This window comes from Streptomyces griseiscabiei (genome assembly GCF_020010925.1).
In the GTDB taxonomy this organism is placed as follows: Bacteria; Actinomycetota; Actinomycetes; order Streptomycetales; family Streptomycetaceae; genus Streptomyces; species Streptomyces griseiscabiei.
In genome coordinates, this window is sequence record NZ_JAGJBZ010000003.1 from 1,124,285 (window position 1) to 1,151,230 (window position 26,946).

21 protein-coding genes and 1 pseudogene are annotated in these 26,946 nt (G+C 67.8%); 9 read left to right on the forward strand and 13 right to left on the reverse strand.

The genetic code is table 11. From position 1 onward, the window contains the following. The first annotated feature begins 220 nt into the window (after window positions 1–220). Complete coding sequence (locus J8M51_RS38975) at window positions 221–2,674, forward strand: MMPL family transporter (RefSeq protein WP_267299913.1); 2,454 nt, start codon at window positions 221–223, stop codon at window positions 2,672–2,674. On the opposite strand, the gene J8M51_RS38980 is transcribed toward J8M51_RS38975, so the two are convergent. From J8M51_RS38980 to J8M51_RS39005, 6 genes are all read right to left on the reverse strand, one after another. Then, the gene (locus tag J8M51_RS38980) at window positions 2,655–3,242 is read right to left on the reverse strand and encodes a Uma2 family endonuclease (RefSeq protein WP_267299884.1); all 588 of its coding nucleotides are present in this window, start codon (window positions 3,240–3,242) and stop codon (window positions 2,655–2,657) included. The genes J8M51_RS38975 and J8M51_RS38980 overlap by 20 nt on opposite strands. A gap of 90 nt (window positions 3,243–3,332) precedes the next feature. After that, window positions 3,333–4,133: a TetR family transcriptional regulator gene (locus J8M51_RS38985; protein ID WP_398857801.1), complete on the reverse strand. Its 801-nt coding sequence runs from the start codon at window positions 4,131–4,133 to the stop codon at window positions 3,333–3,335. An 18-nt stretch (window positions 4,134–4,151) separates the two neighbouring features. Continuing rightward, window positions 4,152–4,670, reverse strand: coding sequence for a thiol-disulfide oxidoreductase DCC family protein (locus tag J8M51_RS38990; protein WP_267299885.1), 519 nt, complete (start codon window positions 4,668–4,670; stop codon window positions 4,152–4,154). After that, window positions 4,667–5,074, reverse strand: a complete 408-nt coding sequence (locus tag J8M51_RS38995) for a hypothetical protein (protein WP_086762766.1) — start codon at window positions 5,072–5,074, stop codon at window positions 4,667–4,669. The genes J8M51_RS38990 and J8M51_RS38995 overlap by 4 nt, the downstream gene beginning before the upstream one ends. Window positions 5,075–5,181: 107 nt before the next feature. Further along, window positions 5,182–5,607, reverse strand: coding sequence for a VOC family protein (locus J8M51_RS39000; RefSeq protein WP_086762768.1), 426 nt, complete (start codon window positions 5,605–5,607; stop codon window positions 5,182–5,184). Window positions 5,608–5,770: 163 nt separating this feature from the next. Further along, window positions 5,771–9,244 (reverse strand): DNRLRE domain-containing protein, encoded by a 3,474-nt coding sequence (locus tag J8M51_RS39005; RefSeq protein WP_267299886.1) that lies wholly within the window; start codon window positions 9,242–9,244, stop codon window positions 5,771–5,773. Window positions 9,245–9,728: 484 nt separating this feature from the next. Here J8M51_RS39005 and J8M51_RS39010 point away from each other — a divergent pair, with 484 nt between their 5' ends. From J8M51_RS39010 to J8M51_RS39020, 3 genes are all read left to right on the forward strand, one after another. Further along, window positions 9,729–16,406, forward strand: a complete 6,678-nt coding sequence (locus J8M51_RS39010) for a NucA/NucB deoxyribonuclease domain-containing protein (protein ID WP_143673416.1) — start codon at window positions 9,729–9,731, stop codon at window positions 16,404–16,406. Between the two features lie 13 nt (window positions 16,407–16,419). Next, window positions 16,420–16,842 (forward strand): hypothetical protein, encoded by a 423-nt coding sequence (locus J8M51_RS39015; protein WP_267299887.1) that lies wholly within the window; start codon window positions 16,420–16,422, stop codon window positions 16,840–16,842. Window positions 16,843–17,385: 543 nt separating this feature from the next. Continuing rightward, window positions 17,386–18,548 (forward strand): IS3 family transposase gene (locus tag J8M51_RS39020; protein WP_107473821.1). Its coding sequence is split into 2 segments (ribosomal slippage): window positions 17,386–17,670 and window positions 17,673–18,548, totalling 1,161 coding nucleotides; the frame shifts between segments, so codons are not numbered across the junction. Between the two features lie 164 nt (window positions 18,549–18,712). Here the strand turns inward: J8M51_RS39020 and J8M51_RS39025 are convergent. After that, window positions 18,713–18,925, reverse strand: a complete 213-nt coding sequence (locus J8M51_RS39025) for a DUF397 domain-containing protein (protein WP_086761189.1) — start codon at window positions 18,923–18,925, stop codon at window positions 18,713–18,715. An 11-nt stretch (window positions 18,926–18,936) separates the two neighbouring features. Then, window positions 18,937–19,788, reverse strand: a complete 852-nt coding sequence (locus J8M51_RS39030) for a helix-turn-helix domain-containing protein (protein ID WP_086761187.1) — start codon at window positions 19,786–19,788, stop codon at window positions 18,937–18,939. A 263-nt stretch (window positions 19,789–20,051) separates the two neighbouring features. Between J8M51_RS39030 and J8M51_RS39035 the strand changes: the two genes are divergently transcribed. Beyond that, complete coding sequence (locus J8M51_RS39035) at window positions 20,052–20,504, forward strand: ATP-binding protein (RefSeq protein WP_086761185.1); 453 nt, start codon at window positions 20,052–20,054, stop codon at window positions 20,502–20,504. A 94-nt stretch (window positions 20,505–20,598) separates the two neighbouring features. Here the strand turns inward: J8M51_RS39035 and J8M51_RS39040 are convergent, their stop codons facing one another. The 3 genes from J8M51_RS39040 to J8M51_RS39050 all read right to left on the reverse strand — a co-directional run bounded on the left by J8M51_RS39040 (window position 20,599) and on the right by J8M51_RS39050 (window position 22,252). Further along, window positions 20,599–21,390, reverse strand: a complete 792-nt coding sequence (locus J8M51_RS39040) for a LamG domain-containing protein (RefSeq protein WP_086761183.1) — start codon at window positions 21,388–21,390, stop codon at window positions 20,599–20,601. Window positions 21,391–21,551: 161 nt separating this feature from the next. Then, entirely contained in the window at window positions 21,552–21,869 is a 318-nt protein-coding gene (locus J8M51_RS39045) for a helix-turn-helix domain-containing protein (RefSeq protein ID WP_086761181.1), read from the reverse strand. 20 nt (window positions 21,870–21,889) lie between these two features. Further along, window positions 21,890–22,252 (reverse strand): type II toxin-antitoxin system RelE/ParE family toxin, encoded by a 363-nt coding sequence (locus J8M51_RS39050; protein ID WP_179203370.1) that lies wholly within the window; start codon window positions 22,250–22,252, stop codon window positions 21,890–21,892. Window positions 22,253–22,516: 264 nt separating this feature from the next. On the opposite strand from J8M51_RS39050, the pseudogene J8M51_RS39055 reads away from it, so the two are divergent. From J8M51_RS39055 to J8M51_RS39070, 4 genes and pseudogenes are all read left to right on the forward strand, one after another. Continuing rightward, window positions 22,517–22,678, forward strand: a pseudogene (locus tag J8M51_RS39055) (hypothetical protein); the annotation flags it as partial. A 96-nt stretch (window positions 22,679–22,774) separates the two neighbouring features. Continuing rightward, a complete protein-coding gene (locus J8M51_RS39060) occupies window positions 22,775–23,278 on the forward strand; it encodes a TM2 domain-containing protein (RefSeq protein ID WP_086761179.1) in 504 nt (167 codons plus the stop codon). Further along, window positions 23,271–23,669, forward strand: coding sequence for a DUF2752 domain-containing protein (locus tag J8M51_RS39065; RefSeq protein WP_086761177.1), 399 nt, complete (start codon window positions 23,271–23,273; stop codon window positions 23,667–23,669). The genes J8M51_RS39060 and J8M51_RS39065 overlap by 8 nt, the downstream gene beginning before the upstream one ends. Window positions 23,670–23,979: 310 nt before the next feature. After that, complete coding sequence (locus J8M51_RS39070; protein WP_005481016.1) at window positions 23,980–24,243, forward strand: TM2 domain-containing protein; 264 nt, start codon at window positions 23,980–23,982, stop codon at window positions 24,241–24,243. 181 nt (window positions 24,244–24,424) lie between these two features. Here J8M51_RS39070 and J8M51_RS39075 read toward each other — a convergent pair whose 3' ends face one another. After that, window positions 24,425–25,186, reverse strand: coding sequence for a succinate dehydrogenase iron-sulfur subunit (locus J8M51_RS39075; RefSeq protein ID WP_037694414.1), 762 nt, complete (start codon window positions 25,184–25,186; stop codon window positions 24,425–24,427). Continuing rightward, window positions 25,186–26,940 (reverse strand): succinate dehydrogenase flavoprotein subunit, encoded by a 1,755-nt coding sequence (gene sdhA, locus J8M51_RS39080; RefSeq protein ID WP_086761175.1) that lies wholly within the window; start codon window positions 26,938–26,940, stop codon window positions 25,186–25,188. The genes J8M51_RS39075 and sdhA overlap by 1 nt, the downstream gene beginning before the upstream one ends. Window positions 26,941–26,946 lie beyond the last annotated feature (6 nt).

Sequence of the window (26,946 nt, forward strand, 5' to 3'; positions counted from 1 at the left end):
GGTCGTGCCGTCGCCCGCTGTCGTGCCCTCGGTTGCGGTCATGTCCTCAGTATCCGCGCGGGGTTGTCCGGGGGCAGCCGATCCCGCCTTGGAGTTCCTTGAGAGTCATGGCCCGGCCATGTCGCCGTCCACGTGCCGCGGTCAAAGGTGATCCCAGGACCTGGGGGACCGACCGATCCGTGAACGAACCGTAGGACAAGGAGAGTTGATCGTGGCGACCTTGGCACGGTGGTGCTACGGGCACCGGCTGGTGGTCCTGTTGCTGTGGGTGGGGACCGTGTTCGGCGTCGGCTTCGCCGGCACGAGCGCGGGCACGGACTACGCGAATGTCTTCTCCCTCCCCGACACGGACTCCAAGCACGCGTACGACCTGATGGACAGGGCCTTCCCGGAGCGCGCGGGCGACACCGACACGGTGGTGTGGAAGGTGGCCGAGGGGTCGGTGGACGACGACTCCGTACGCTCCCGGATCGAGCCCGCGCTGGCGGAGATCGGCCGGATGGCGGGCGTCGGGGACGTGACCAGCCCCTACGACGAGGGGGACCGGGCGGGCGGCGGCGCCGGGGTCGGCCGGGACGGGACGATCGCCTACGCCCAGGTGACCTTCACCGAGCAGGCGAACTCCGTGCCGAAGGGGCTCCTCGACGACGTCATCGAGACCGCCCAGGGCGCCGAACGGGACGGTCTCCAGGTCGAGTTGGGCGGGCAGGCGATCGCGCGGGCGCAGGAGGCCTCGCAGGGCACCTCCGAGGCGGTCGGCATTCTCGCGGCGGCCGTCGTCCTCTTCCTCGCGTTCGGTTCGCTCTTCGCGATGGTGCTGCCGATCGTCGTGGCGGTCGCCGGGGTCGGCACCGGCATGATGGCCACGGCCCTGCTCAGCCATGTCACGAACATCCCGGACGTGGCCCCGCTGCTCGGCTCCCTCATCGGCCTCGGCGTGGGCATCGACTACGCCCTGTTCATCGTCACCCGGCACCGGCGCGGCATCCTGCGCGGCATGAAGCCGGAGGAGGCGGCCGTCACCGCGCTCAACACCTCCGGGCGCGCGGTGCTGTTCGCGGGCGGCACGGTCTGTATCGCGCTGGCCGGGATGCTGGTGATGAACCTCCGCTTCCTCGACGGCGTCGTCATCGCGACCTCGCTGACGGTGGTGCTCAGCGTGCTGGCCGCCGTCACCCTGCTGCCGGCCCTCCTCGGCGTCCTCGGCCCGCGCGTCCTCAGCCGCCGCCAGCGCCGCCGTCTCGCGGCCACCGGCCCCGAACCGGAGTCGACGACCGGCCTCGCGGCGCGCTGGTCGGCCTACGTCGAGCGCCGCCCGCGCTCCACCGCCGTCCTCGCCCTCGTCGTCATGCTGGTCCTGGCGATCCCGGTCCTGTCGATCCGCCTCGGCACCTCCGACCAGGGCAACCACCGCGACACCACGACCACCCGCGAGGCCTACGACCTCCTCGCGGAGGGCTTCGGCCCCGGCTTCAACGGCCCCCTCCAGGTGGTCGTGGACGGCACCGACACCGACGCGCTGGTCGCGCGCATCGCGTCCACGCGGGGCGTCGCCCAGGTGGCCGCCGTACCACCCGCGAACGGTGTCACGGTGATCCAGGTGGTCCCGACGACGTCCCCGCAGGCGGAGGCGACGGACCGGCTCATCGACCGGCTGCGCGAGGACGTCATCCCGGAGTCGGGGTTGGAAGCGCATGTGGGCGGGGTGACGGCGGTGTCGAAGGACTTCGCCTCGGTGACGGGGGAGCGCCTGCCCTACTTCATCGCGACGATCATCGCCCTGGGCTTCCTGCTCCTGCTGGTCGCCTTCCGCTCGCTGCTCGTGCCGCTGACGGCCGCGGTGATGAACCTGGTGGCCGCCGCCGCGTCCTTCGGTGTGCTGGTGGCGATCTTCCAGTGGGGCTGGGGGACGGAGTTGCTCGGCATCGGCAAGGAGGGCCCGATCGCGGCCTTCCTCCCGGTCATCATGCTCTCGCTCCTCTTCGGCCTCTCCATGGACTACCAGGTCTTCCTGGTCAGCCGGATGCACGAGGAGTGGGTCCACACCAAGGACAACGCCCGCGCCGTCCGCGTCGGTCTCGCCGAGACCAGCCGGGTCATCAACTGCGCGGCCCTGATCATGATGTGTGTCTTCGGCGCGTTCGTGCTGAGCGGGGAACTGGAGGCCGCGATGGCCGGCATCGGCCTGGCCGCCGCGGTCGCCCTGGACGCGTTCGTCCTCCGTACGGCCCTCGTCCCGGCCGTGATGCATCTGCTGGGGAAGGCGAACTGGTGGCTGCCGGCCGGGCTGGAGCGGCGGTTGCCGCATCTGGCGGTGGAGCCGGGGGAGGAGCTTGCGGCGGTCGCGCCGCCGGTCGGCTGGCACGGTCCGGCTTCCGTGATCCACGGTTTCGTCCGCACGGCGGAGGGCGAGGCGGTCGAGGGCGCGGAGGTGACGCTGCTGTCGCGGGGTGGGCGGGAGCTCGACCGGGTGACCTCACTGGCGGACGGCTCGTACATCGTCGCGGTACCGGGCCCGGGGCCGTATCTGCTGGCGACGACCGCACCGATGTCCGCCTCGCGCGCCCGTCAGGTGACCGTGGGGGAGGAGCCGCTGGTGTACGACGTGGAGGTGGCGGGGGTGGCCGAGGGGGAGGTGGACGTGGTCGGCCAGCTCACGACAGACCGGCCTTGAGTAGACGCTCGACGTCGAGTACGACCTTGCCACCCACGGACTCGGGGAGCGTGACCAGCTCCCCGGGGATGTGGATGCCGTGCTTCGCGTAGCTTCCGCGCGCCGGCTCGGTGAGCACGTGGAGGCGCTGGTGCTTGCGGTCGATGATCACGTAGACGGGGACGCGGGCTTTGGCGTAGTGCGTGACCTTGGTCTGAAGGTCCGTCTTCCAGTTGCTGGAGGTGACCTCCATGACCAGGCGGAAGCACATCGGGTCGTAGCAGCTGTTCTCCACCAGGTGATCACGGTAGTCGTCGTCGACCACCGACAGATCGGGGATGGCGTAGTCCTCCGGGCCGCTGGGCAGCCAGAGACCGATGCCGGGGAGCGCACGTACGAGGCCCAGACTCATGAAGGGGGCTGCGAACAGCATCAGCGCCTCGGAGTGAGGGCCGTCCGGTGCTGGGCTCACGAGGATCTGGTCTCCGATGATCTCGACGCGGAGGCCCGGAACGCTCTCCATGATGTGGTTCGCCTCGGCGATCAGCGCCCGCTCCTCGTGCGACCGCTCGACAGCTGCTGCGGACATCAGGTGCCTCCCATGGGCTGGTGTCGAGACCATCATGGTAAGCAGGCGCGGTGAGGGATGTCCCGTTCGATCCCGTTCACCCGAAAGTGATCATTCCGCCGCCCGCCCCCTGTCCCCCGGATCCGGCAGCACCTTCGTCATCCCCGGCAGGAAGTCCGTGAACAGCTCGTGCACCTCGCGGACCAGCGGGCGCAGGGCCCGGAACCGGGCCAGCGAGACCCCCCGGGTCGTCAGCCGGGCGCCGCGCTCGGCCAGCCGGTAGCTGCGGGCGCGCCCCTCGCTGCGGTCGAAGACCCAGTACAGGACGAGCCCCATCAGGGAGAGCCACATCAACTCCGGGAGGATCTCCCGGAGTTCCTCGGGGACCTTGGCCTTGGACCCGGCGAGGATCTCGCGGTGGATGGCGATGGACTCCGCGCGCGGCCCCTCCGACTCGGGGGAGAAGGGGCTGAGCGGGCTCTCCGGATCGGCCGCGTTCTTGAAGAACTGCGCCGCGAACTCGTGGTACGGCTCCGCCACGTCCAGCCACGCCTTCAGCACCCCGGCGATCCGCGCCTCCAGATCCTTCTCCCGCTCCAGCACGGGCCGCACCGCCGCGAGGTGCTCGGCGCCGATCCGGTCGTAGAACCCCTGGATCAGGTGTTCCTTGCCGGCGAAGTAGTAGTACGCGTTCCCGACGGAGACCCCGGCCTCCTTGGCGATGGCCCGCATCGTCGTCTTGTCGTACCCGCGCTCCTGGAAGAGCCGCAGCGCGGTCTGAAGGATCAGCGCGCGGGTCTGCTCGGACTTGGCGGTGCCCTTGGGCCCGGGCTGCTCCGCGTCGTCCCGGGGGCGGGCCGCCCCCGCGTCGGGCAGGTCGGCGCCGGGCTCTGGGCTGGGGTTGTCGTTCAGTGCGGCCACGGGCAGAGCCTAACGAGTCGCGCAGGTACCGGTGTCGCAGCCGCCGGGAGGCCGGTACACCCACCCGTACCGCCGGTCGTACGCCCATCCCGTCAACTCGGCCCCACCGCTCCCGCAGCCCGAGCCGGGCTGCCGGTGGGCGCCCCGCCACTTCGCGGCGGTGAGTACGGCGGTGCGCGCGAGCCTGGCCCCCGCCGGGGTGCTCAGCCGGTGCGCGAGCGGGCGGTGCTCACGCAGCGCCCACAGACACACGATCCAGGCGGCGGACCCCCGGTACACCTGCCCGCCGTCCCCCACGATGGTGATCTCCTCCAGCGTCGCCCCGTGGTCGAGCGAGGGAAACAGCCGCCGCGCCTCCTCGGACCCCGCCGCCACGAACCCCAGCGGCACCAACTGCCGCTGCCGGCCCAGCCACTGCCGCAGGAAGGCGCACAGCCCGCACCCGGCGTCGTACAACACCGTGAGCCCGAGGACCGGGACGCGCTCGGCGCCCCGGTCCTCGGTGGCCGCCCCGGCCGTGGTGGTCACACCCGCCCCGCCGGAGCGACCCAGCCCTGCGGCGGGACCGGCGGCAGCTGCTCCCGTTCCATGACGCCCCGCCGCCGGAACTTGTTCAGCACGAACACGTTCCCCAGGTGCAGCGCCCCGAGCACGAGCAGCACCACACCGAGCTTCGCCGCGACCTCCTCGAACACCTCGCGCGGGCTGCTGACGGCGCCGTCCGCGTTCAGATACAGCGCCACGAAGCCCAGGTTCACGAGATAGAACCCGACCACGAGCAGGTGGTTCACCGCGTCCGCGAGCTGCTCGTTCCCCCGCAGCACATCCGCGAGAAAGATCCGCCCGTTCTTGCTCAACGTCCGCGCCACCCACACCGTCAGCCCCACGCCGACCAGCAGATAGATGACATACGCGACGACCGTGAGGTCCATGCCCCCACCCCTTCCGGGATTCCTGAACACGTTCAAATGCTCTGGGTGAGACTGTATCCCTGTTTTTGAACGTGTTCAAGCGGGGGGTGTCCCTTGCGGAACGGAGATCATCCGGTACGGGCCAGCTCCGGCCGCTTGCTGTAGTCCGTGAGCCCGATGACGTTCCCCCAGGGGTCGGCGAACTCGACGGTCCACCCGGTGGCGACGGAGAACGGCGCGTCGAGCGGCGCCACCCCGGCCGCCGTGAGGGCCCGCGCGGCGGCCCGCGCGTCGGGTACCTCCAGCCACACCCGCGCGGACGCCCACGCCGGCGGCCGCTGCCGCAGCTCCTCCTCCACCCGCAGCAGTAGCCCCGGCGTCTCCTTGCCCACCTTCAGCCCCGCGATCCCGGCCTCGTCCAACCGGAACCCCACGTCGAAACCGGCCCGCTCGTAGAAGGAGACGGCCTCACCTAGATCGCCGACGGGGAGGAGGATGTTGTCGAAGCCGAGCAGCTCGTACGACTCGTGCGGCTCGCGTGACGCGTGCGACATGTGTGACGGATATGACTCTTTGTCTGACATGTCGTCAGATTAGAGCGTCGGTCGGCGTGACTGCGGGAGCGACAGCGCGCCTGCGCGGTCGGGGGAGGGGTACGAGAAAGGGGCCGAACCGCGGCTTTCCGCGGTTCGGCCCCTTTCCCTGTGCTCGCTGTGGTCAGCCGATGGCGATGCGGGTCTTCCAGTAGCTCGCGGGAGCCACGATCTCCGTACCCGAGCCCGCCAGGACAGCCTTGCCACCGGCGTAGAAGCGGACCGAACCGTCCGAACGCACCGTCCAGACATCGGGAACGGTGTCCCCGTTCGCGTCCGGGGTCCCGATCAGCAGCGGGATGTTGGCGTTGGACCAGCCGGCGGAACCGTACTCGAGGTCGGTGCCGCCGGAGGAGTCGGCGCCGGAGGACAGGGAGTCCAGGTCGGTGCCGCCACCGCTCGCCGCCTTGCCCTTGCGGAGCATGAGCTGGGCGTGGACGTCCGTGCGGTACACCATGTCCGTCACACCGTCGCCGGTGATGTCCAGGACGGTGACGATGTCGCGCTCGGTCCAGGCGGATGCCGACAGGCGTGTCGCCTGGTCGATGGTGGCGCCGTGGTAGCCGGTGAAAGCCCAGAGTTCGTCGCCCGAGGTGGCGAAGAAGTCGGTACGGCCGTCGCCGGTGGCGTCGCCCGTGGACACGATCTGCGTCAGCGAGGACGGGCTGGGCGCCCCCTCGGGCAGCAGGATCTCCACGCGCTTGTCGATGTTGACGGCGCCGTAGCCGTCGCCGGGATACACCCACAGCTTGCCGCCGACGCGCACCACCAGGTCCTGGAGGCCGTCACCGCCGTAGATGTCCCCGTTGTGGGTGATCAGAGCGCCCTTGAAGTGGCCGGAGGGCGCGGCGACATACGGTGGCAGGTCGTCGCCGTTCGGATCCTTGGCGGGATTGGACCGATAGGCACCGGTCATCGAATAGTCCAGGTCGCCGGAGCCCTTGGTGAGGTCGTTGGTGGCCTGGGAGGGGTAGAGGGCCAGGTTGCCGGCCTCGGTGACGACCATCAGGTCCGGGAGCTTGTCCCCGGTGAAGTCACCGGGGGAGTCGGCCTGGTCACGGGGGCTGACGTAGAAGAAGTACTTGGTGGGTTGCGATACGTTGCCCGCGCCGTCCACGGTCCGTACGTACAGGACGTTGGGACCGGCGGTGGGCGGTTTGGCGTTGGCCAGGGTCGCACTGACGGTGGTCGCGGTACCGGCCTTCCGTTCCAGCTGGAAGGGATAGCTGGGCGCGTTGAACCCGTATTCGTACCGCACGACATCCGTGTTGAGCGCACGCACGGTGAAGGCTCCTGCCGTGCCGAACTTCTTGGTGCTCCACTTCGCGTCGTCGGCGCCACTGCCGAAGCCGTTCTCGTCGGTGTCGGCGTTGGGGAAGTCCGTGGAGCTGACCTTGGGTGATTTCGGAGCGGCCGTGTCGAGGACGAAGCGGCACGGTGTCTTGGCCGGGGAGTAGGGGGAGGACGATCCCGCGTCGTCCCAGGCTCGCACCCGCCAGGAGTAGAGCGTGCCGTTGGTCAGCTTGCTGGTGGCGAACTCCTTCGTCGTCCTGAGCGCCGTGTCTTTGTCCGATCCCACGGACACTTTGCCGGTCGCGCCGAGGAGGTCACCCGTCGTCGCCCACTTGCCGTGCGGCCACAGGTCGAAGTCGAGGTACTCGAGGTTCTTGTCCTTGTCGGACGCCTTCGCGGTGAACGTCAGACTTCCCGATCCCATCCGGGCGTACGGCTGGGTGGTGGTGCATTTCGCGTCGGGGCCGAGGTCGAGTGAGGTGGGAGCGCTCGGCTTGCGGTTGTAGACGAGTTCGAGCACAGGCGGATACTCGCCGTTGGCCTGGAACTTCTTCCATGCGTACTGCGAGTTCTCATCCCGGGCGCGCATGCCGAACGTGATGCTGTCCCGGCCTTCGTCCGCCTTCTTCTGTGCGGCCGACCGCACGTTGAAGGCCTCCCAGGCATCCCGGCAACCGGACTTGTAGCCGTGTGCGAAGCTCTTGGTCGTGATCTTGTTGCCGTCGTGCAGCTTGGGCGCGTTCTTCCAGTTCGTGCGCCCGTTGACCTTGCCGGTGAGGTGCACGCTCATCGAGCGGGCGCTGCACGACCAGGAGTACGTCTCCAGCATGTACAGCTTCGCCGACTCGATCTTCGTGCCCTTGAGGTCCTTGTCGAAGTCGATGTTGAAGTAGGAGCGCGAGGTGCCCCAGGTGTCCGACTCGAAGCCGACCCGGGCCTCGTGCGTACCGCCCTTGTTGAAGCCCTTGCCGTTGTAGAACGTCGCGTTGGGGTGCCGGCTGTACGCGGTGGTCCAGTCCTGGATGTGCTTCGTCACCGACGGGTCGACGAAGACCGGGTACGTGGTGGCCGGGTCGTCGAGGAAGTCCTGGTCGGGTGTGAGGAGCCAGTTCGACCCGCGGAGGTCGGTCTCGACGAGTTCCCCCCGGGAGTCGGGGGAAGGACCGTCGAGACCTGGCAGGCCGAGGGTGGCGGCCGAGCCGGTCTGCGAGGGCTCGGGCGTCGGCTCGGCGGGGGCGGTCGGTGGGGGAGAGTCAGAGGGAGTGGGGGCGGGGCCGTCGGTGGCCACCGGGAGTTCCTCGGGGTCCGGGTCGAACTGCTCGTCGGTCTCCACGAGTTCTTCTTCACCGGCGGTCGCGTCGTCGCTCGGTGAGGGTGCGGAGGAGTCGACGGGGTCCGGGCTCTCGGAGTCGGTCGGCTGGGCGGAGGCGCCGACCGAACCGTCGGTGACCGCCGGAGCGCCGCTGCTGTCCCACATCAGGGGCGTCGGCGACAGCGCGACCTCTTCGCCGTCCGCGTCCTCGGCGGCGAGGACGCCGGTGATCGGATTCAGCCGGAACGACAGGTCCGCCGACGTGATCCCGTAACTGAGCTGCTCGGCGCGAGGGTCGGCCGCGGCCTGTCGGTTCTTGAGGACGAGCAACTGCGCGAAGCCGTCGTCGTCGGCGGTGAGGACCAGATCGGCACCCGGGAAGATCTCCGGGTACAGGGCCCGGGAACCGTCGATGATCGGTGCGGGGACCGCGCCGGGCCAGGTGAGATGGATGTCGTGGCCGTCGACGGTGAGAGTGACGAGGGTGTTCGACTCGGCGGCAGCCGTCTTGCGTCCCTTGAGCAGGGAGACCCGGTGCACCGCGGACCGGGAGGCGCGCTGCTTGCCGTCGCGCGTCGCCTCCGAGCCGGCCGAGAACACCATCCTGGTGTTGGTGGCCTTCGGCTCCCAGCCCTTCTCGGTGCGGCGGAGGTCGTAGTCGATGTCCTTCCACGCACCGTCCACCTTGGCCCGGACGGGGGAGGAGTAGAGCTTCTTGGCCATCTTGCCGTCGGGCCGCGCCCAGGTGGTGGACCGCGTGGTGCGCAGCGCCGTGACCTCGACGGACTTTCCGGTCTTCGAGGCCCGCGCGAGCGCGGTGGTTTCGGTGACCGGCTTCGCCTTGCGGCCGTCACTCGACCTTCCGCGTGAACCGGGTTCGTCCAGGCCGAGTCCGACGAACGTGATGCCGGTGGCCGCGAGCACCGTGGTGAGTACGGCGGCGGTCGTCCGTCCGCCGGGCACGCGACGCCGGCTGCGCTCCTTGCGCGTCATCGGGCGAGTTCCCCTTCCCCCATGGAACCGGCGCGGGACAGAGCCCGGCCGGGCCAGCCGATGATGGCCCAAGAGAGGGCTGCCGTCACGCTTCGCAAGCGACGGGAACCGATTGAGTCGGGCAGCGGAGTGGTGCGTAAAAGTGGTTGGCGACTCAGGATGCCAACTGCCTTGCGAGTAGACTTTTTTGGTCGATAGGGCAGCAGATCGTGCCACAACTGCCGTGCTTAGCTGCGCATTTGCGAAGGTAACTGGTGGATTGCGCGCTTGATCGCGGAGGGATGAAGGAATCCGAAACCTCAGGTAAACGAAGATTCGGACTTCACCTACCGTTACGTTGCGCTACGTACCGTGGTGATCATCACATTCGCACAGACGATCTAGCGAAACTCCACAAGAGCGACACAGAATCTCCCGCATCTGATACGCCATCACGCGTGGTCCGTTCCTGGTCCCGCCTCGAATGGTCCGGGGGGACCTCGCCGTGTTCGGTCGCTTGTCGCCTGTCCGCACTCGTCGGCTGCGCCGCGTCCGCGCGGCCGTCGTGCCCGCCGTCGGAGCGGCTCTGCTCGTGGGCCTTCTGCCCGCGCAGTCGCTCGCGCTGCCGCCCGACCCGGCGACCGCGGAGAAGGGCCGCGAGACTCTCACCCTGGAGGCGCTCGACCAGGGCGAGACGGTCGCGGGAGAGGTCTCCGAGCCCGACCTGAAGACGCTGAAGGTCGACGTCCCACCGGATCTGCAGCAGGCCCCGACGAACACGGTCGTGGTACCGGCCGCCGTCACCAGGTCGGTCGACTTCGGCTCCGCCGCGACCACGACTCCCGCTTCGGCACGTGCGGGCGCGACCGCCGGGCAGGTCGCCCTGACCCCCGTCGAGGGTCTCCCGATCAGCCTCGGCCAGGCTCCGGACCAGACGGCACCCACCGGCACCTGGCAGGTCCAGGTCTACGACCGCGCGGCCGCCGTGTCCCAGGGCGTCGACGGCACGGTGATGAAGGTCCAGGCGCCCTCGACCGGCTCCGTGCCGATCTCGGTCAGACTCGACTACGCGAAGTTCAAGAACCTGTACGGCGCCGACTGGGCCTCCCGACTGCGCTTCGTCCAGTTCCCCGAGTGCTACCTGACCACGCCCGACGAAGAGGCGTGCCAGGAGTACGAGGAACTGGAGACCAGCAACGACATCCAGGACCAGTCGATCACCGCCACGGTCGACACGGCGGCGGACGGAACGGTCACCCCGGCCTCGGCGCGCACGTCATCGAGTGACGGGCCGTCGATCGCCCAGGCGGCTTACCGGGCTTCGGCCACCGGCGTCACCCCGGTCGCGGCGACCGGCGACGCGGCCGTCGTCGGCGCGGTCGACTCCGGCGGCGGCGCCGGCGGCACGTTCAAGGCCACACCGCTGGCCTCCAGCGGCAAGTGGTCGGCGGGCGGTTCGTCCGGCGCGTTCACCTGGTCGTATCCGCTGACGGTCCCCGCCGCACCCGCCGGCCCGGCCCCGAACATCGAGTTCAACTACAACTCCCAGAGCGTGGACGGCCGTACAGCCGTGGCGTCCCCCCAGTCCTCCTGGATCGGCGAGGGCTGGGACTACGACGCCGGCCACATCGAGCGCCGGTACCGCGCCTGCCAGGACGACCGCAAGAAGATGAAGTCCGGCACCGCCAACAACACCGCCAAGAAGGACAAGACGTCCGACCTGTGCTGGGTGTCGTACAACGCCGTGATGTCCCTGGGCGGCAAGACCACGGAACTGGTGCGGGACGCCGCCTCCGGCAGCAACCCCGAGACCGACACCGAGATCTACCGCCCCGAGAGCGACGACGGCACCCGGATCGAACACCGCGTCGGTGGCACCAACGGCGACAACAACGGCGAGTACTGGATCGTCACGACCACCGACGGCACGAAGTACTACTACGGCCTCAACCAGGTCGGCGGCGGTCACGCCGACACCGACTCGGTCTCCACCGTCCCGGTGTTCGGCAACCACCCGGGCGAGCCCTGCCGCGCCACGTCCTTCGCCGACTCCCGCTGCGGCTCCGGCAAGAAGCAGGCCTGGCGCTGGGGTCTCGACAAGGTCGTCGACGTGCACGGCAACACCCTGGTCGTCACCTGGAAGCAGGAGACGAACCACTACGCCGTGAAGAAGAAGTTCAAGTCCCCGGAGCAGTACGACCGTTACGCCTACCCGAAGACCATCGAGTACGGCATGCGCACGGACCTGACCAAGCCTTCCGCGACCGTCGAGTTCGGTGTGGCACAGCGCTGCCTCAAGTCGGCCACGGCCTGCGACGCGGCGAACTTCGCCAAGACCTCCGACCCGGGCGCCTACCGCCCCTGGTGGGACACCCCCGGCAACCTCAACTGCAAGTCGACGTCGAAGCTGTGTCCCGCCTTCCCGTCCTTCTGGACGCAGCTCCGCCTCGACTCGGTGACGACGAAGGCGGCCCGAGCCGGGCAGACCGGCCTGGGCAAGGTGGACACGTACGAACTCCACCAGTCCTTCCCCGCGGACTGGTACTACAGCTCCCCCGGCCTCTGGCTGAACTCGATCACCCGCCGCGGCTTCGCTCCCGGTGACACCACAGGCACCGTCCAGCACAAGGACGGCGTCAGCTTCGGCGAGTACACGGTCGGCTCCTCCTCCGAACTGAAGGGGCGCCTGAGGGACCGCCAGCTCCCCAACCTGGTTTCGAGCGGCCCGAAGGACCAGCGTCCGCCCTTCACCCGCCCCCGCATCGGCACGGTCGCCACCGAGCACGGCGGTGACATCGAGGTCGAGTACAAGGGCGGCTGCGCGAGCGAGCCGTCGGAGGACAAGGGCAGGGACAACGGCACCTGCTACCCGGTCCGCTGGTCGCCGGACGGCGACGAGAAGAAGCCCGCGAAGTCCTGGTTCAACAAGTACGTCGTGCACTCCGTGACCGAGAACGACAAGGTCACCCCGCGGGGAAAGCTGATCTACACCCAGTACGACTACTCGGAACCCGCCTGGGCGAAGTCCGACGACGAGTTCACCCGGCCGTCCCTGCGAACCCACAGCGTCTGGCGCGGATACCGTCAGGTGGCGGTCACCAAGGGCAGCCGGACCACCTCCACGGCGGTGCCGCAGGCGCAGTCGTACTCCGAGACCCGCTACTTCCAGGGCGTCGGCGGCGAGGTCAAGGACTCCGCGAAGAAGTACACGCTCGTCGCCGACGACGAACCGCAGTACGCGGGCATGACGGCGGAGAGTCTCACCTATCTCGACTCGGACAGGGGGAAGCCGAAGAAGCGCACCCTCAACTACCCCTGGTCGAAGCAGACCGCGTCCCGGTTCCGTGAGGCCGAGGACGGCGCGGACATGGATCCGCTGCTGGCCCACCGCAGTGGCGTGAAGCGTACGGACGAGATCCAGACGGTCGAGGACAGTTGGCAGGCCGTCCGAACCCTGACGACCGTCGACGACACCTATGGCATCCCGGTCCAGGTCGAGACGGCCGTCGTCAAGCCGGACGGCTCCGGCGAGGCACTCTCCGATCAGATCTGCACCAAGACGTCGTACGTGCACAACACGTCGGCCTGGATCATCGGCCTGCCCAAGCAGCAGCGCACCACGGGCACCACCTGCGCCGCCCACGACATCGCCGACCCGGCCACGAAGCTGATCAAGGCGACCCGCACCACCTACGACAACCAGTCCTACGGCGATGCCCCGACAAAGGGCCTGGTCACCGCTTCCGCCGGTGTGGACGGCGCCGGGACCTCGTACTCGGTCGTCACGAGGACGACCTACGACCCGCTCGGGCGGGTTCGTACGGTCGCCAAGCCGGCTGCGGGGACGACGGAGATGCAATACACCCCCGGAGACGCGGGTGGGCCCGTCACGTCCGTGAAGGCGATCAACCCCAAGGGCCACGCCGTCACCACGACCTTTGACCCGGGCCGCAGCCTGGCCCTGACGGTCACTGACCCCAACGGCCGGGTCGTCCGGAACGAGTACGACGCCCTCGGCCGCTTCGTCAAGGGCTGGTCACCGTCCCGCTCCTCAGGCGGCAAGTCACCGAACGTCGAGATCGAGTACCAGCCGGCGATCGCCACCTCGAACGAGTCCCGCCCCGCCGCCGTCACGACCAAGACACTGAAGGACGACGGCACTTACAGCCGCCAGGTGACGATCTTCGACGGCCTGATGAGGCAGGTCCAGACACAGTCGGAGGCGCACGGCCCCGGCCGCGTCGTCACGGACACCACGTACAACGACCACGGCCTGACCGACGAGCAGACCAGCGCGTACCTGGCCAAGGGGGAGCCGGCCGCCGAACTCTTCGCTCCCAAGTCGAAGTCGCTCGTCCCGAGCCGGGTGAAGTTCCGCTACGACGGCCTCGAACGACCGGTGAGCGAGTCGACGTACCACGACGAGAAAATGGTGTACGCGGCCAAGTCGGAGTACGACGACACCAGCACGTACGTGGACCCGGTCGGCTCGACGTCACCGCGGACCCGCACGTTCACGGACGCGCTCGGCCGGGTCACCTCGATCGTCCACTACAAGGACGACAGCACGACCGCCGGACGCACGACCACCTACGGGTACGACGCACGCGGTCTGCGCACCGACGTCACCGATCCGGCCGGCAACGAGTGGACGTACAGGTACGACGCCCGGGGGCGGGTGACCTCCACCACCGACCCGGACATGGGCACGACGGACACCTGGTACGACGAGGCCGACCGGCCGTACAAGGTCAAGGACGCGGAGCTGCGGACGACGTACACGGAGTACGACGAGCTGGGCCGGACCAAGTTCGTCCGCGAGGGATCGGAGGCCGGGACCCCGGTCAAGTCCTTCACGTACGACTCCCTGTCGGGCGCACTCGGCCAGCCGGTCGCCTCGACCAGGCACACCGCGAACGGCGACTACATCAGCCGCGTCACCGGCTACGACACCGAGTACCGCCCCACCGGAGCCGAGACCGTCATCCCCGCGAACACCGCGACGACGGGTCTCGCCGGTACCTACGCGTACAAGTACACGTACACGCAGACCGGAAAGCCCCAGACGGTCACGCTGCCGTCGGTCGGCGGCCTGGCCCAGGAAAAGGTCGTCACCCGCTACAACAGCGACGGCCTGACGGAGTCGACCTCCGGACTGGCCTGGTACACGTCCGACGTCACCTACTCCCCTTACGGCGAACCCCTTCGGACGGTGTCGGGCTCCCAGCCCAACCGCGTCTGGACGACCAACTTCGTCGACCCCTACACCGGCCGTCTCCAGCGCACGGTGGCCGACCGGGAGACGGCCGGCCCGCACCGCATCTCGGACAGCCTCTACGCGTACGACAAGTCCGGAGTCATCACGTCGAACGCCCGCCAGTTGTCGGACGCCTCGGGCTCGGTGTGGGACACCCAGTGCTTCACGTACGACGTGATGGGTGAGCTGGTCAACGCCTGGACGTCGAGCATCGCGCCCGCCGGCAACGGCACGGGCTGCAAGGCGGCGAACGGCACGACGTGGGGACCGAGGAAGGACTACGCGGCCTCGTCGGGTCCGGTGGCCGATGCCCCGGACACTGCGACGGACGCGTCAACCCCGGACGCCTCCCTGAAGTCGACGCTGGCGGCCACGGCCCCGGCGGCGAACACGGTCGCCACCGGCGCCACCGCCTACCACCAGTCCTTCACCTTCGATTGGCTGGGCAACCGGGCCACCCTCACCGAGGCCGACCCGGCGGACGCGACCAAGAACGTCACCTTCACGTACGGCTACAACCCCACCGAGCAGCCGCACACGATGACGTCGATCACCTCCAGCCCGGCGGGACAGGGCAGCACATACACGTACGACGCGGTGGGCAACACGAAGCTCCGTGACCTGCCGGCCGGGCCCCAGGACCTGAAGTGGACCTCGGAGAACAAGCTCGACACGATCACGGTCGGCGGCAAGAAGACGACCTACGTCTACGACGCCACTGGCAACCGCCTCCTGGAGAACTCCCCCTCCGGTTCGACGCTGTACCTGGGCGAGACGGAGGTGACGACGGGAAGCTCCGGTGCGGTGACCCGCGCTTCGCGGTCCTACGCCCAACCCGGCGCCCCGGTCGTGACCCGCACCGCGACGAGCGGCGCGACGACGGGACACCAGCTCTCGGCCCTCCTCACGGACCACCTGGGCACGGCCAACACGGCGGTGGCCCTGACGAGCGGCCAGACGGTCACCCGCCGAGCCGCCAAGCCGTACGGCGACCTCCGCGGCCCGAAGCCTGCGTCATGGCCCAACAAGCGCGGCTACCTCGGCGTCGGTATCGACGACACGGCCACGGGCCTGACCCATATCGGCGCCCGCGAGTACGACCAGAACTCGGGCCGTTTCATCTCGGCGGATCCGATCATCGACCTGAGTCAACCGCTACAAATGAATGGATACGTGTATAGCCACAACAGTCCGGTTGCGCATTCCGATCCGACTGGTTTGTACTGCGATAGCTGCAATTGGGATACACCCAATGGGAATCTTGATGGCAAGACCAAGCCGGACGGAGTTCCTCCCGCAAATACGAGTATTCCGAGGCCTGTGGAACGTAAAGGGACCGTGCCGCTGGCTGTAGTTCCTCCCGGCGCTGCCGCTACGAAGGCTGTCAGGAAAGCCATTCCAGCCATTCTGTCGCGAATCCTTCGCAATGATGACTACAAGATCGGGTGGCGCAAGCTGTTCAAGAAACCTGAAGCCTTGTCGGATGGGCAGTGGGATACGGTCGTTGATCATTGCATGACTTCGACTGGCCTTCGGGAGACGCAGTGTAGAAACTTGCCTGTTTTTGTGGTGGATGGAAAACGGACGCCGGAAATAGCGATAAATGATCGCTCGGCGATCGATAAGGGGAAGCCCCTTCTGTTGCATTATCTGAAGAATAAGGGTGAGACGAGGAATAATAGGGAGTTTGCCGGGTGTATGAGTGCTTGGGCTGGTTCGGGAAGTTGTGACGAGTACCCCTTTGCTTCCACTCGCGAGGGAGGCCTGGGTGCTCAGACCAGAGGCGTTCCGGTGTCCGAGCAGGTCAAGCAAGGGTCTGATTTGTCTGCCTTCTATAGATCAAATAGTATGCAGAGGGACGACCAGTTCCTTGTTGCCGTTATTAACGTTCGGCGGCGGGAGGATGGGACCTATGTGGCGGGCTGAACCGGGAGTGAAAATGGAAAGTCGAATTGTTTATTCTGATGGTTTTCTGAATCAATTCGGGATGATTTCCATCCGGGATTTCGAGACGGAAGATCAACCGACGGCGGAGACGGGGGAGGAAGAGGTTATTTCTCTCCCTGGTAATCTTTTCGTGGCCACTCGTACTGACATGCAAGGTGAAGTGCAGGTCGAAATTCATGTCGGGGAGTGTGTCGACCTGGATGCGCGTCTCATCTTCGATGGGTCTATGACTTTCCGTTCGTCCTGGTTGTGCATTACGGGCGTAGTCGATCCTGATGAGGAGACTCTCCGCCTTCCTCGATCGGGAGAGTGGAAGATCAAGGTCTTGGTTCAAGGTTCACCCCGCCCAAGCCGCGTGATGGTCTTCCTTGATTCGCGTGAATGGCTTACTGCGGGTGGTGTCCTGCTGGGATGACTGGGCAGTGAGGGCGGCCAGCTCTCAAGGTATTCGCCCTCGGGTTCTGCTTGCGGCTCACCTGCGCCGAGAATATTCATCAACATTTCGTACGAGCCCCGTGTGGGGTGCATGTGGTTCGGCTGGTGGAGCTTCAGAGTGAACCGTCAGCGGCGCCACACCGGCGAGCTCGGAGATATCCTTGCGCCGCCTTCCCTCGCCGGACCACAACACGATCCGTGCACGAAACGCCACATCCGACGGCACATTCCGCGCCCCGGCCAACTCCCGCAGTTCGCCATCTGTTCAGATGGAGAGATCCATGTTCAATGAGCCAACCAGCCTCAGGTTCCACGAACAGGATCACGAGACACTAGCCTCGCGAAAGATCGAGGCTAGGTTGAACTCGCCGTGCCGGGCCAGTGGTTCATTGGGTACTCGTGATCAGTTTGGTCTCGCTCAGGCAGCCGCCGATCAGTTCTGACCAGTACTAGAGGGTCTGATGCACGATCGGGTGACATCTGAACTGGCTTGCCCTGTGGGGCGGGTGGGAAGGATGTCGCTGTGCCGAAGCCTTATCCGGAAGAGTTCCGCGAGGACGTCGTGCGGGTCGCGAGGAACCGCGGCCCGGGTGTGACCGTTGAGCAGGTGGCCAAGGGCTTCGGGGTCCACCCGATGACGTTGTGGAAATGGATGCGCAGGGCGGACATCGATGACGGGACCAAGCCCGGAGTGACCAGCCAGGAGAGCGGGGAACTGCGGGAAGCCCGTCGGCGGATCAAGCTGTTGGAGCAGGAGAACGAGGTTCTGCGCCGGGCGGCGGCCTATCTGTCGCAGGCGCATCTGCCGGGAAAAGGATCTACCCGCTCGTGAAAGAGCTGGCCGGGGACGGGACGCCCGTCGCGGTCACGTGCCGGGTCCTGAAGCTCGCCAGACAGCCCTACTACCGCTGGCTCGGCAAGCCGGTGCCTGACGCCATGCTGGAGGAGGCATACCGCGCGAACGCGCTGTTCGACGCCCACCGCGACGACCCGGAGTTCGGCTACCGGTTCCTTGCCGATGAAGCCCGTGGTGCCGGTGCCGGGATGGCGGACCGGACCGCGTGGCGGATCTGCCGGGACAACCGCTGGTGGAGCGTGTTCGGGAAGAAGCGCGGCAGGAGCAAGAAGGCCGGCCCGCCGGTGCACGACGATCTCGTGAGCCGCAACTTCACCGCGTCCGGCCCGAACCGGCTATGGCTCGCGGACATCACCGAACACGCCACCGGTGAAGGGAAGTTGTACCTCTGCGCGGTCAAGGACGTCTACAGCAACAGGATCGTGGGCTACTCCATCGACGCGCGGATGAAGTCCCGCCTGGCCGTGACCGCTCTGGACAACGCCGTGGCCCGACGCGATCACGTCGACGGGTGCATTCTGCACAGCGATCGCGGATCGCAGTTCCGGTCCCGGAAGTTCGTCCAGGCCCTCGACCGTCACCGGATGGCCGGCTCGATAGGGCGGGTCGGGGCGGCAGGCGACAACGCGGCCATGGAGTCCTTCTTCAGCCTGCTGCAGAAGAACGTCCTCGACCGCCGGACCTGGACCACCCGCGAGGAACTGCGGATCGCGATCGTGACCTGGATCGAGAGGACCTACCACCGGCGCCGCAGACAAGCTGCACTCGGCCGACTGACCCCCGTCGAATTCGAGATCGCCATGACCACACCGGCCCTCCAGGCCGCGTGACCGAACCTGTCACCCGAACCTGCATCAGACCCAAGCGCCCTCCTGCGGATTGAGCTTCCGGCGCCGGTCCGGAGACGGGCTGGCGACACTTGGCTTCGCTTACTCCCCCGGGGGTAGCGAGCGTACTGCGCTGACGCGTTCGGCGTCGTTGCCGACAGGTGAGGTCAACTCGAAATCCGTGCTCGTGTGCGATGGAGGGATATGCCTCGCCGCACCGTATGCAGCAGGGCAGTGAGGTCCCGGGGCTGGAAGTTCAGAATGACCGTCGGATCGTCGGACTCGCGGAGGTGCATTGTTCCGTCCGGGGTAGCGGCCAGTTCGAGGCAGTTGTTTCCCTCGCTGCTGTAGGACGACTTCTGCCAGTGGAGGGTGGGCACTTGGGAGCCTTTCAGAGGTCGTTGATGATCTCGCGGATCAGGTCTCGGGAGGCGGACTCCTTGAGGGCGACCGCCTCGAAGCGGGTCATGAACGTGCGGTACTTCTCCAGCTGGAGGTCGGCGTGGAGGAATACGGACCCATGTTCGGCGTCGAGTTGCACGGTGTCCAGCTGGGGTACAGGGCCGTCGGCGTAGAGGACGGTCTGCCCGGCACCGGGGAACATGCCCGCTGCGTACGGGATGGCGAGCACGGTCACGTGGTTCAGTTCGCTCATTTCCATGACTTGCTCCAACTGTCCGCGCGTCACGTCTCGATCGCCGAACCGCATGCGCAGAGCTGCCTCGTGGATGACCGCGGTGTACGGGGTCGGGTTGGCCGCGAAGAGGATTCCCTGACGCTTGATGCGGTGGGAGACGCGGTACTCGATCTCTGGTGGGGACAGTTTCGGGATGGACTGCCGGAAGATCAGGCGCGCGTAGTCGGCCGTCTGGAACAGGCCTGGGATGTGGGCAACTTGGGCCGTACGGATCGCCGTCGAGTGGTGTTCGAGCTCGGCCAGGTCGAGCAGGCCGGAGGGGAGGGTCTCGCGATACTCGTCCCACCAGTTGCGGGCCCGGCCGGCGGTCATGGCAGCCAAGGCCTCGATGTATGCCTCGTCCGAGCAGCCGTAGCTGTGGGCGAACATGCGGACCCGATCCGCGCTGACCCCGAAGCGCCCGGCCTCGATGGAGCTGATGCGCGCTGAGTTGACGTTGAGTAGCTCGCCTGCCTCGCGGGCGTTCAAGCCGGCCCGCTGCCTCAGTTTGCGCAGCTCAACGCCTAGGCGCTGCTGTCGTTCGGTCGCTGCTGCCCTCGGCGGCATGCTGTCCGCCCTTCACTCGTTGGGGTAATGGTTTGACGTAGTAGGTAGTAACCCTACTCCCGAACCTCTACTTTCAGTGGCGCAACAACTACTCAAAGTGGCGCCGAGGTTCAGGAAGCGCACCGCTTTGTCTGCGCACGGCGCAGGTATCCAGCGGCAGAGCCACCGCCCGCGTCACCCGACTTATCCGCCCGTCTCAGCCCGTCTGCTGCCCCTCAGTGCATGACATCCATCCCCTCGTAGCTCAAAGAGGAGTTGCGTCCATGACCGAACTCGCCCTCAACGCCCCCTTCGTGGACTCCCCATTCGACATCGACTGGGAGTACGTCCTCCGAATCCCCCACTCTTCCCTCGGCCCTGGCATCGTCCGCGCCCATGTGCGAGCCGTACTCACCCGCTACCAAGCCGATCCCACCGTGCTCGACAACGCCCAACTCGTAGCCTCCGAATTGGTCACGAACTCCCTTGCTCATACGAGGGATTCGGTCGCTGTACGGCTTCTACGCGCCGACGGGCGGCTACGGCTGAGCGTGTGGGACAGCAGCCCATCTCTGCCGCGAGAGAGGCCGGGGCCGGGGCTCGACGCCGAGAGCGGGCGGGGGCTCTGGCTGTCGAGGACCTGCGCCGACGAATGGGGGCATTACCTCGTTGTCAACGGGCGCCGTAGCGGCGGTGGCAAGGAGGTGTGGGCGGAGTGGGGTTTCCCGGGCGTATAGGCGAGAGGGCCGCCCGTTCGTGGAGGACGGGCGGCCCCCTCAGGAGCTATGGCTTGCTTCGGGATGAGAAGAAGCGCGATGTGTGCCCCACGTGTCAGGCCTCGCAGCCGCCCACCCGGCGGGTGCTCACCGCGATGTCGTCCATCCGCATCTCGAATGCGGCCGGTGCCGGGTTCGCCTGGTACAGCTGCCAACCCAGCTTCAGCTTGTCGAAGGTAGGGAAGGTGAAGTCGTCCGACGTGCCGCCGTGGTTCTTCGTGGAGACGGTCAGGTCGGGCTGGGGGACGCCGTCGAGGTAGACCGTGACGCGGTTGTCCGTGGCGTCCAGGTGGAATTCCACGCACTGCCACTTGCCGGCGACCGCCGGGGCCGACGTCTTCCAGTTGGTCCAGTCGCCCGTCGGGCCCAGGTCGGAGCCGACGCCCCAGAAGTTGCCCTTGTCGGTGGGGGCGTACTGGCCGCCGAGGGGGCGGACGAGGGTGGGGGAGTCGGAGCCGGAGGCTTCCGCGAGGGTCCAGTGGGCCCAGTCGGGGGCCGTGGGGAACTCGGTCACCCGCAGCCGCATCCGGGCCCAGAAACTGTTGCCGGGTGGGGCGAGATCGGACAGCACCATGAAGGCGCGGCCGTTGCCCTCGGTGCGGAGGTGGAGTTCGCGGCCCTGGCCGGCGATGCCGCGCTCGACCGTCAGCGTGCCGTTGGATGTGTCGGTGGTCCAGCCCTGGCCCTTGGTCACCGGGCCGAGGGGGAGGTGGTCGAAGTTCTCCCGGAGGAGCGTGCCGCCGTACGGGTCGTGCGGGACGGGCGTCGCCGAGGCTGTGGGGGGTATCGCGATCAGGATCGCGGCCGCGGCCGACAGCGCGGCCGCGGCTTTCCTCAGGATGGTCATGCGGTCAGTGTGTGATCAACAGCCAAATCCGTCACGGGTGTTGGACGCGATCCGGCCAGGCGGCGACTCTCCGGACGGCCAGCACCCGCGGGGAGTGCCGAAGGGGCACCCGGCGAGGCGCGACGCTTCCACGGGACACGCGGGCAGGCGCGAGCGCCGGACTACGCCACCACCACCCGGGTCCCGTTGAAGTTCGCGACGATCTCCAACTCCCCGCCCAGGGCCTCCACGTAAGCCGCGACCGTGCCCACCTCGGCGGACTCGGTCCTGCCGCGCTCGATGGCCGACACCCGTTCCTGTCGCACGTGCATACGGTCGGCCACCTCACGCTGGGTGAGGCCGAGTTCCCTGCGCATCTCGGCCAACCGGTGCGCACGTGCTTCGGCGACCATGCGCCGGGCACCCGCCATGATCTCGTCCAGGTCCTCGGTGTCGAAGACCTCTTCCTTGACCTCGTCCCATGAGTGGAAGCTGGTCATCGTTCTGTCTCCTTGTGACGTCACCGGACCAGGTGGTCCAGCCACTCGGTATAGCGTTCCTCGGCCAGGGGGATCGCGCGGCGGTACCACGCCGTCCAGCGGCCCGCCTTGTCGTCCGCGACCAGGAGCACCGCGCTGCGCTCGGGGTCGAAGGCGAAGAGGATCCGTATCTCCGTGTCGCCGGTGGAACCGGGGCGCAGTTCCTTGAGGTGATGCATGGCGGAACCCCTGATCCGGTCCACCAGAGGGCGCCCGAGGTCCGGGCCCTCCTCCACCAGCGCCTGAATCGCCTGGCCCACCAGCCGTGCCGTGGTGCGGTCGTCCTTGCGCAGCCCGTGCAGCCAGTCGCGGACATCCCCGGTCAGTTCAAGATGCCAGGTCATCAGCGATCACCGTGTAGTACGTGTGCATACTAGTACCCTGGTGTACTGACCGCTATCCGGTCCGACAGCCCGGCGTGGATCACCCGATGGAGTGGCCCCGCTTCCGCAGGCCGCTTTCGCCCTGCCTCCAGTGCTACTCGCGGGGGCAACTCGCCCTCGGTGCGGGGAAGGCGGCCCCCGAGCCGGCCGTCGGCGACGCCAACGGAAGCCGAACGGGGCGGAACAGGGAACGGAACCACGCAGACCGGCTGACTCCCTCGCGAGGGCGACCGTATGCTCGATGTCATTCTCAGCAAGGCGATGCTGCTCGCCGCGGACACGGGGATCACGGAACTGACGATCGTCGGCCGGCTGTCACGGCCGACGACGATCGGGGACTGTGACTCCGCCCACATGCGGGAGTCGGTCCGGCCCCGGCCGAAGTAACAACTTCTCTCCGGGCCCTTCCCTCCTGCAATATGACGGACAGCCCATAGTGAGTTATTCAGCCGCTCAAGCAAACAACACGCAGGAGTCAGTACCGTGACCGAGCAGCCTCAGCAGCCCGCTCAGCCCCCGCAGCCGCCGCAGCCCGGATACGGGTACCCGGGCGCCGCCCCCGGCCAGCCGGGCGCCAACCCGTACGGGGCTCCGCAGGGCGGCGGCTACCAGCAGCCGGGCGCGGGCCAGCCCGGCTACGGTTACCCGCAGCAGGGCGGCTATCCCCAGCAGGGCGGCTACCCCCAGGGCGGCGGCTACCAGGTGCCGCCCGCGCCGGGTGGCGCGTACACCGGCGACCCCAACGCCCCGTACGGGTACGACCCCTACGGCCGCCCGTACTCCGACAAGTCGAAGATCGTCGCCGGCGTCCTCTCGCTGTTCCTGGGCTCCTTCGGCGTCGGCCGCTTCTACATCGGCCATGTCGGCCTCGGCGTCGCGCAGCTCCTCACCTGCGGCGGCCTCGGCATCTGGGCCCTGGTCGACGGCATCATCCTGCTGACCAGCAGCAACACCACGGACTCCAACGGACGTGTCCTGCGTGGCTGAGCGCGGCCCCAGCACCCTCCGGCATCCGGCGGCGGCACCCTTCGCGGTGGCCGCCGCCGGGCTGGCGGGCGCCGCGTACCTGTACGGCACCGACCCGCACGAGCCCGGCCATCTGCTGCCCCAGTGCCCGTTCCGCTATGTGACCGGGCTGCTCTGCCCCGCCTGCGGGGGCACCCGCATGGTGTACGACCTGATGCACGGCCAGTTCGCCGCCGCGTGGCACGACAACCGGGTGCTGCTGCTCGCCGCGCCCTTCGCGCTCGCCCTGCTCGGCCGCTGGTCCGTCGAGGGCCTGCGCGGTCGCCGCTGGCGCCCCGAACTGAAGCCCCGCACCCAGGCCTTGATCCTGGGCATCGCGGTGACGTGGACGATCGTCCGCAACCTGCGCTGAGCGGCCCCACTTCCCCCATCGCCTCGCCGTAAATCCCTTACGCCCGCTTTATGTTGCCCAGTTGTCGCAAGTTGGCTGGAATCGGATCACGGAATCGGAACGATCGCTCGAATCCTCTCCCATGCGCCCCTTGTGTCTCACTACGCTGCAAGCGCTGCAGGGGGGATGACGGGGGATACGTCGTGCTCGATCGTTGGCCGGTATTTGCCGTGCCCGATCGCTGCCGGTTCAGTGCCGCGCCTTCTCTCCTGGGATCCCCCCGGAGCAATCCGCTTCGGTTATTCAGTCAGTACATCCAGGAGTTATTTCCATGACCGTCCCCACCCCTGACGCTCCCTTCGGCCACGACCCGCAGGGGCGCCCGTACTCCGACAAGTCGAAGATCGTCGCCGGCATTCTGCAGCTCTTCCTCGGCACGCTCGGCATCGGCCGCTTCTACGTCGGTTCCGTCGGCGTGGGTGTCGCCCAGCTCCTCACCTGCGGTGGTCTGGGCTTCTGGTCCCTGATCGACGGCATCCTGTTCCTCACGAGCAACGACCGCACCGACGCGCAGGGCCGCGTCCTGCGCGGCTGATCGCGCGGAGGATCGCCGCTCAGGTGATCACCCGAAGGGCCTCGTCCACCGCGGAGCTTTCCCCGAAGCTCCGCGCGGGGACGGGGCCCTCGTGCGTGGGGCGGCCCGCGGACGCCGGGAAAGCCGGAAGGCCCGCAGAGGGATCTGCGGGCCTTCCGGCTTCGAAGAACGGGCCGAGGGATCAGAAGCGGCGCGTGATGAGCGCCCGCTTCACCTCCTGGATCGCCTTGGTGACCTCGATACCGCGCGGGCAGGCGTCCGTGCAGTTGAACGTCGTACGGCAACGCCACACGCCGTCACGGTCGTTGAGGATCTCCAGCCGCTGCTCACCGGCCTCGTCACGCGAGTCGAAGATGAAGCGGTGGGCGTTGACGATCGCGGCCGGACCGAAGTACTGGCCGTCGTTCCAGAACACCGGGCACGAGGACGTGCACGCGGCGCAGAGGATGCACTTCGTGGTGTCGTCGAACCGCTCACGGTCCTCGGCGGTCTGGAAGCGCTCGCGCGTCGGCTCGTTGGTGTCCTTCGTGATCAGGAAGGGCATCACGTCCCGGTACGCCTGGAAGAACGGCTCCATGTCCACGACCAGGTCCTTCAGGACCGTGAGGCCCTTGATGGGCTCGACCGTGATCGGCTTCTCGGGGTTGATGTCCTTGATCAGCGTCTTGCAGGCCAGCCGGTTCTTGCCGTTGATCCGCATAGCGTCCGACCCGCAGATGCCGTGGGCGCAGGAGCGGCGGAAGGTCAGGGTGCCGTCCTCGTCCCACTTGATCTTGTGCAGACCGTCGAGGACGCGCTCCTTGGGGTCGATCTCCAGGACGAAGTCCTGCCAGCTCGCCTCGGCCGCGACCTCGGGGTTGAACCGGCGCACGCGGAACGTGACCGTGATGTACGGGGAGGCCGCGGACTCCGCCTCGACCTTGTCCAGAACAGGGGTAGCCATCAGTACTTACGCTCCATCGGCTGGTAGCGGGTCTGGACGACCGGCTTGTAGTCGAGACGGATCGACTCGGTGCCGTCGTCGCCGACCTCGCGGTACGCCATGGTGTGGCGCATGAAGTTGACGTCGTCGCGGTTCGGGTAGTCCTCGCGGTAGTGACCGCCGCGGGACTCCTTGCGGGCGAGCGCGGAGACGGCCATGACCTCGGCCAGATCGAGCAGGTTGCCCAGCTCGACGGCCTCCAGCAGGTCCGTGTTGAACCGCCTGCCCTTGTCCTGGATCGCCACGTTCTTGTAGCGGGCGCGCAGCTCGGCGATCTTCTCGACCGCCGTCTTGATCGTCTGCTCGGTGCGGAACACCATGACGTTGGCGTCCATGGTCTCCTGCAGCTCGCGCCGCAGCTCCGCCACGCGCTCGTTGCCCGTGGAGGCGCGCAGCCGCTCGATCTGCTCGACGACCAGCGACTCCGGGTTCTCCGGCAGCTCGACGAAGTCGGCCGTCTGCGAGTAGTCGGCGGCGGCGATGCCGGCCCGCTTGCCGAACACGTTGATGTCCAGCAGCGAGTTGGTGCCCAGGCGGTTGGCGCCGTGCACCGACACACACGCGACCTCACCGGCGGCGTACAGGCCCGGGACGACGGTGGTGTTGTCGATCAGGACCTCACCCTCGACGTTCGTCGGGATGCCGCCCATGGCGTAGTGCGCGGTCGGCTGGATCGGGATCGGGTCCGTGTAGGGCTCGATACCGAGGTACGTCCGCGCGAACTCGGTGATGTCCGGGAGCTTGGCGTCCAGCTGCTCCGGCGGGAGGTGGGTGAGGTCGAGGTAGACGTGGTCGCCCTCGGGACCGCAGCCACGGCCCTCACGGATCTCCGTGTAGATGGAGCGGGACACGACGTCACGGGACGCGAGGTCCTTCATGACCGGCGCGTACTTCTCCATGAAGCGCTCGCCGTCCTTGTTGCGGAGGATGCCGCCCTCACCGCGGGCGCCCTCCGTCAGCAGGATGCCCATGCGCCAGATGCCGGTCGGGTGGAACTGGAAGAACTCCATGTCCTCCAGCGGCAGCCCGCGACGGTAGACGGCGGCCTGGCCGTCACCGGTCAGCGTGTGCGCGTTGGACGTCACCTTGAAGAACTTGCCGGTGCCGCCGGACGCGTAGATCACGGCCTTCGCCTGGAAGACGTGGATCTCGCCGGTCGCCAGCTCGTACGCCACGACACCGGCCGACCTCTTGACGCCGTCGACCTCGGTGATCAGCTGGTCCAGGACGTAGAACTCGTTGAAGAACTCCACGCCGTGCTTGACGCAGTTCTGGTACAGCGTCTGCAGGATCATGTGGCCGGTGCGGTCTGCCGCGTAGCAGGAGCGGCGGACCGGGGCCTCGCCGTGGTTCCGGCTGTGACCGCCGAAGCGTCGCTGGTCGATCGTGCCGTTCGGGGTCCGGTTGAACGGCAGGCCCATCTTCTCCAGGTCGAGGACGGAGTCGATGGCCTCCTTCGCCAGGATCTCGGCGGCGTCCTGGTCGACCAGGTAGTCACCGCCCTTGACCGTGTCGAAGGTGTGCCACTCCCAGTTGTCCTCCTCCACGTTGGCGAGCGCGGCGGCCATACCGCCCTGCGCGGCGCCCGTGTGGGAGCGGGTGGGGTACAGCTTGGTCAGCACGGCGGTACGGCTGCGCTGCGTCGACTCGATGGCCGCGCGCATACCGGCGCCGCCGGCGCCGACGATGACGGTGTCGTACTTGTGGATCTTCATGATCGG

Coding starts and splice junctions, on each gene's coding strand:
- J8M51_RS38980 (WP_267299884.1), bottom strand. CDS start 3,242: ATGTCCGCAGCAGCTGTCGAGCGGTCGCACGAGGAGCGGGCGCTGATC.
- J8M51_RS38995 (WP_086762766.1), bottom strand. CDS start 5,074: ATGGACCTCACGGTCGTCGCGTATGTCATCTATCTGCTGGTCGGCGTG.
- J8M51_RS39000 (WP_086762768.1), bottom strand. CDS start 5,607: ATGTCGCACGCGTCACGCGAGCCGCACGAGTCGTACGAGCTGCTCGGC.
- J8M51_RS39005 (WP_267299886.1), bottom strand. CDS start 9,244: ATGACGCGCAAGGAGCGCAGCCGGCGTCGCGTGCCCGGCGGACGGACG.
- J8M51_RS39015 (WP_267299887.1), top strand. CDS start 16,420: ATGGAAAGTCGAATTGTTTATTCTGATGGTTTTCTGAATCAATTCGGG.
- J8M51_RS39030 (WP_086761187.1), bottom strand. CDS start 19,788: ATGCCGCCGAGGGCAGCAGCGACCGAACGACAGCAGCGCCTAGGCGTT.
- J8M51_RS39035 (WP_086761185.1), top strand. CDS start 20,052: ATGACCGAACTCGCCCTCAACGCCCCCTTCGTGGACTCCCCATTCGAC.
- J8M51_RS39040 (WP_086761183.1), bottom strand. CDS start 21,390: ATGACCATCCTGAGGAAAGCCGCGGCCGCGCTGTCGGCCGCGGCCGCG.
- J8M51_RS39045 (WP_086761181.1), bottom strand. CDS start 21,869: ATGACCAGCTTCCACTCATGGGACGAGGTCAAGGAAGAGGTCTTCGAC.
- J8M51_RS39050 (WP_179203370.1), bottom strand. CDS start 22,252: ATGACCTGGCATCTTGAACTGACCGGGGATGTCCGCGACTGGCTGCAC.
- J8M51_RS39070 (WP_005481016.1), top strand. CDS start 23,980: ATGACCGTCCCCACCCCTGACGCTCCCTTCGGCCACGACCCGCAGGGG.
- J8M51_RS39075 (WP_037694414.1), bottom strand. CDS start 25,186: ATGGCTACCCCTGTTCTGGACAAGGTCGAGGCGGAGTCCGCGGCCTCC.
- sdhA (WP_086761175.1), bottom strand. CDS start 26,940: ATGAAGATCCACAAGTACGACACCGTCATCGTCGGCGCCGGCGGCGCC.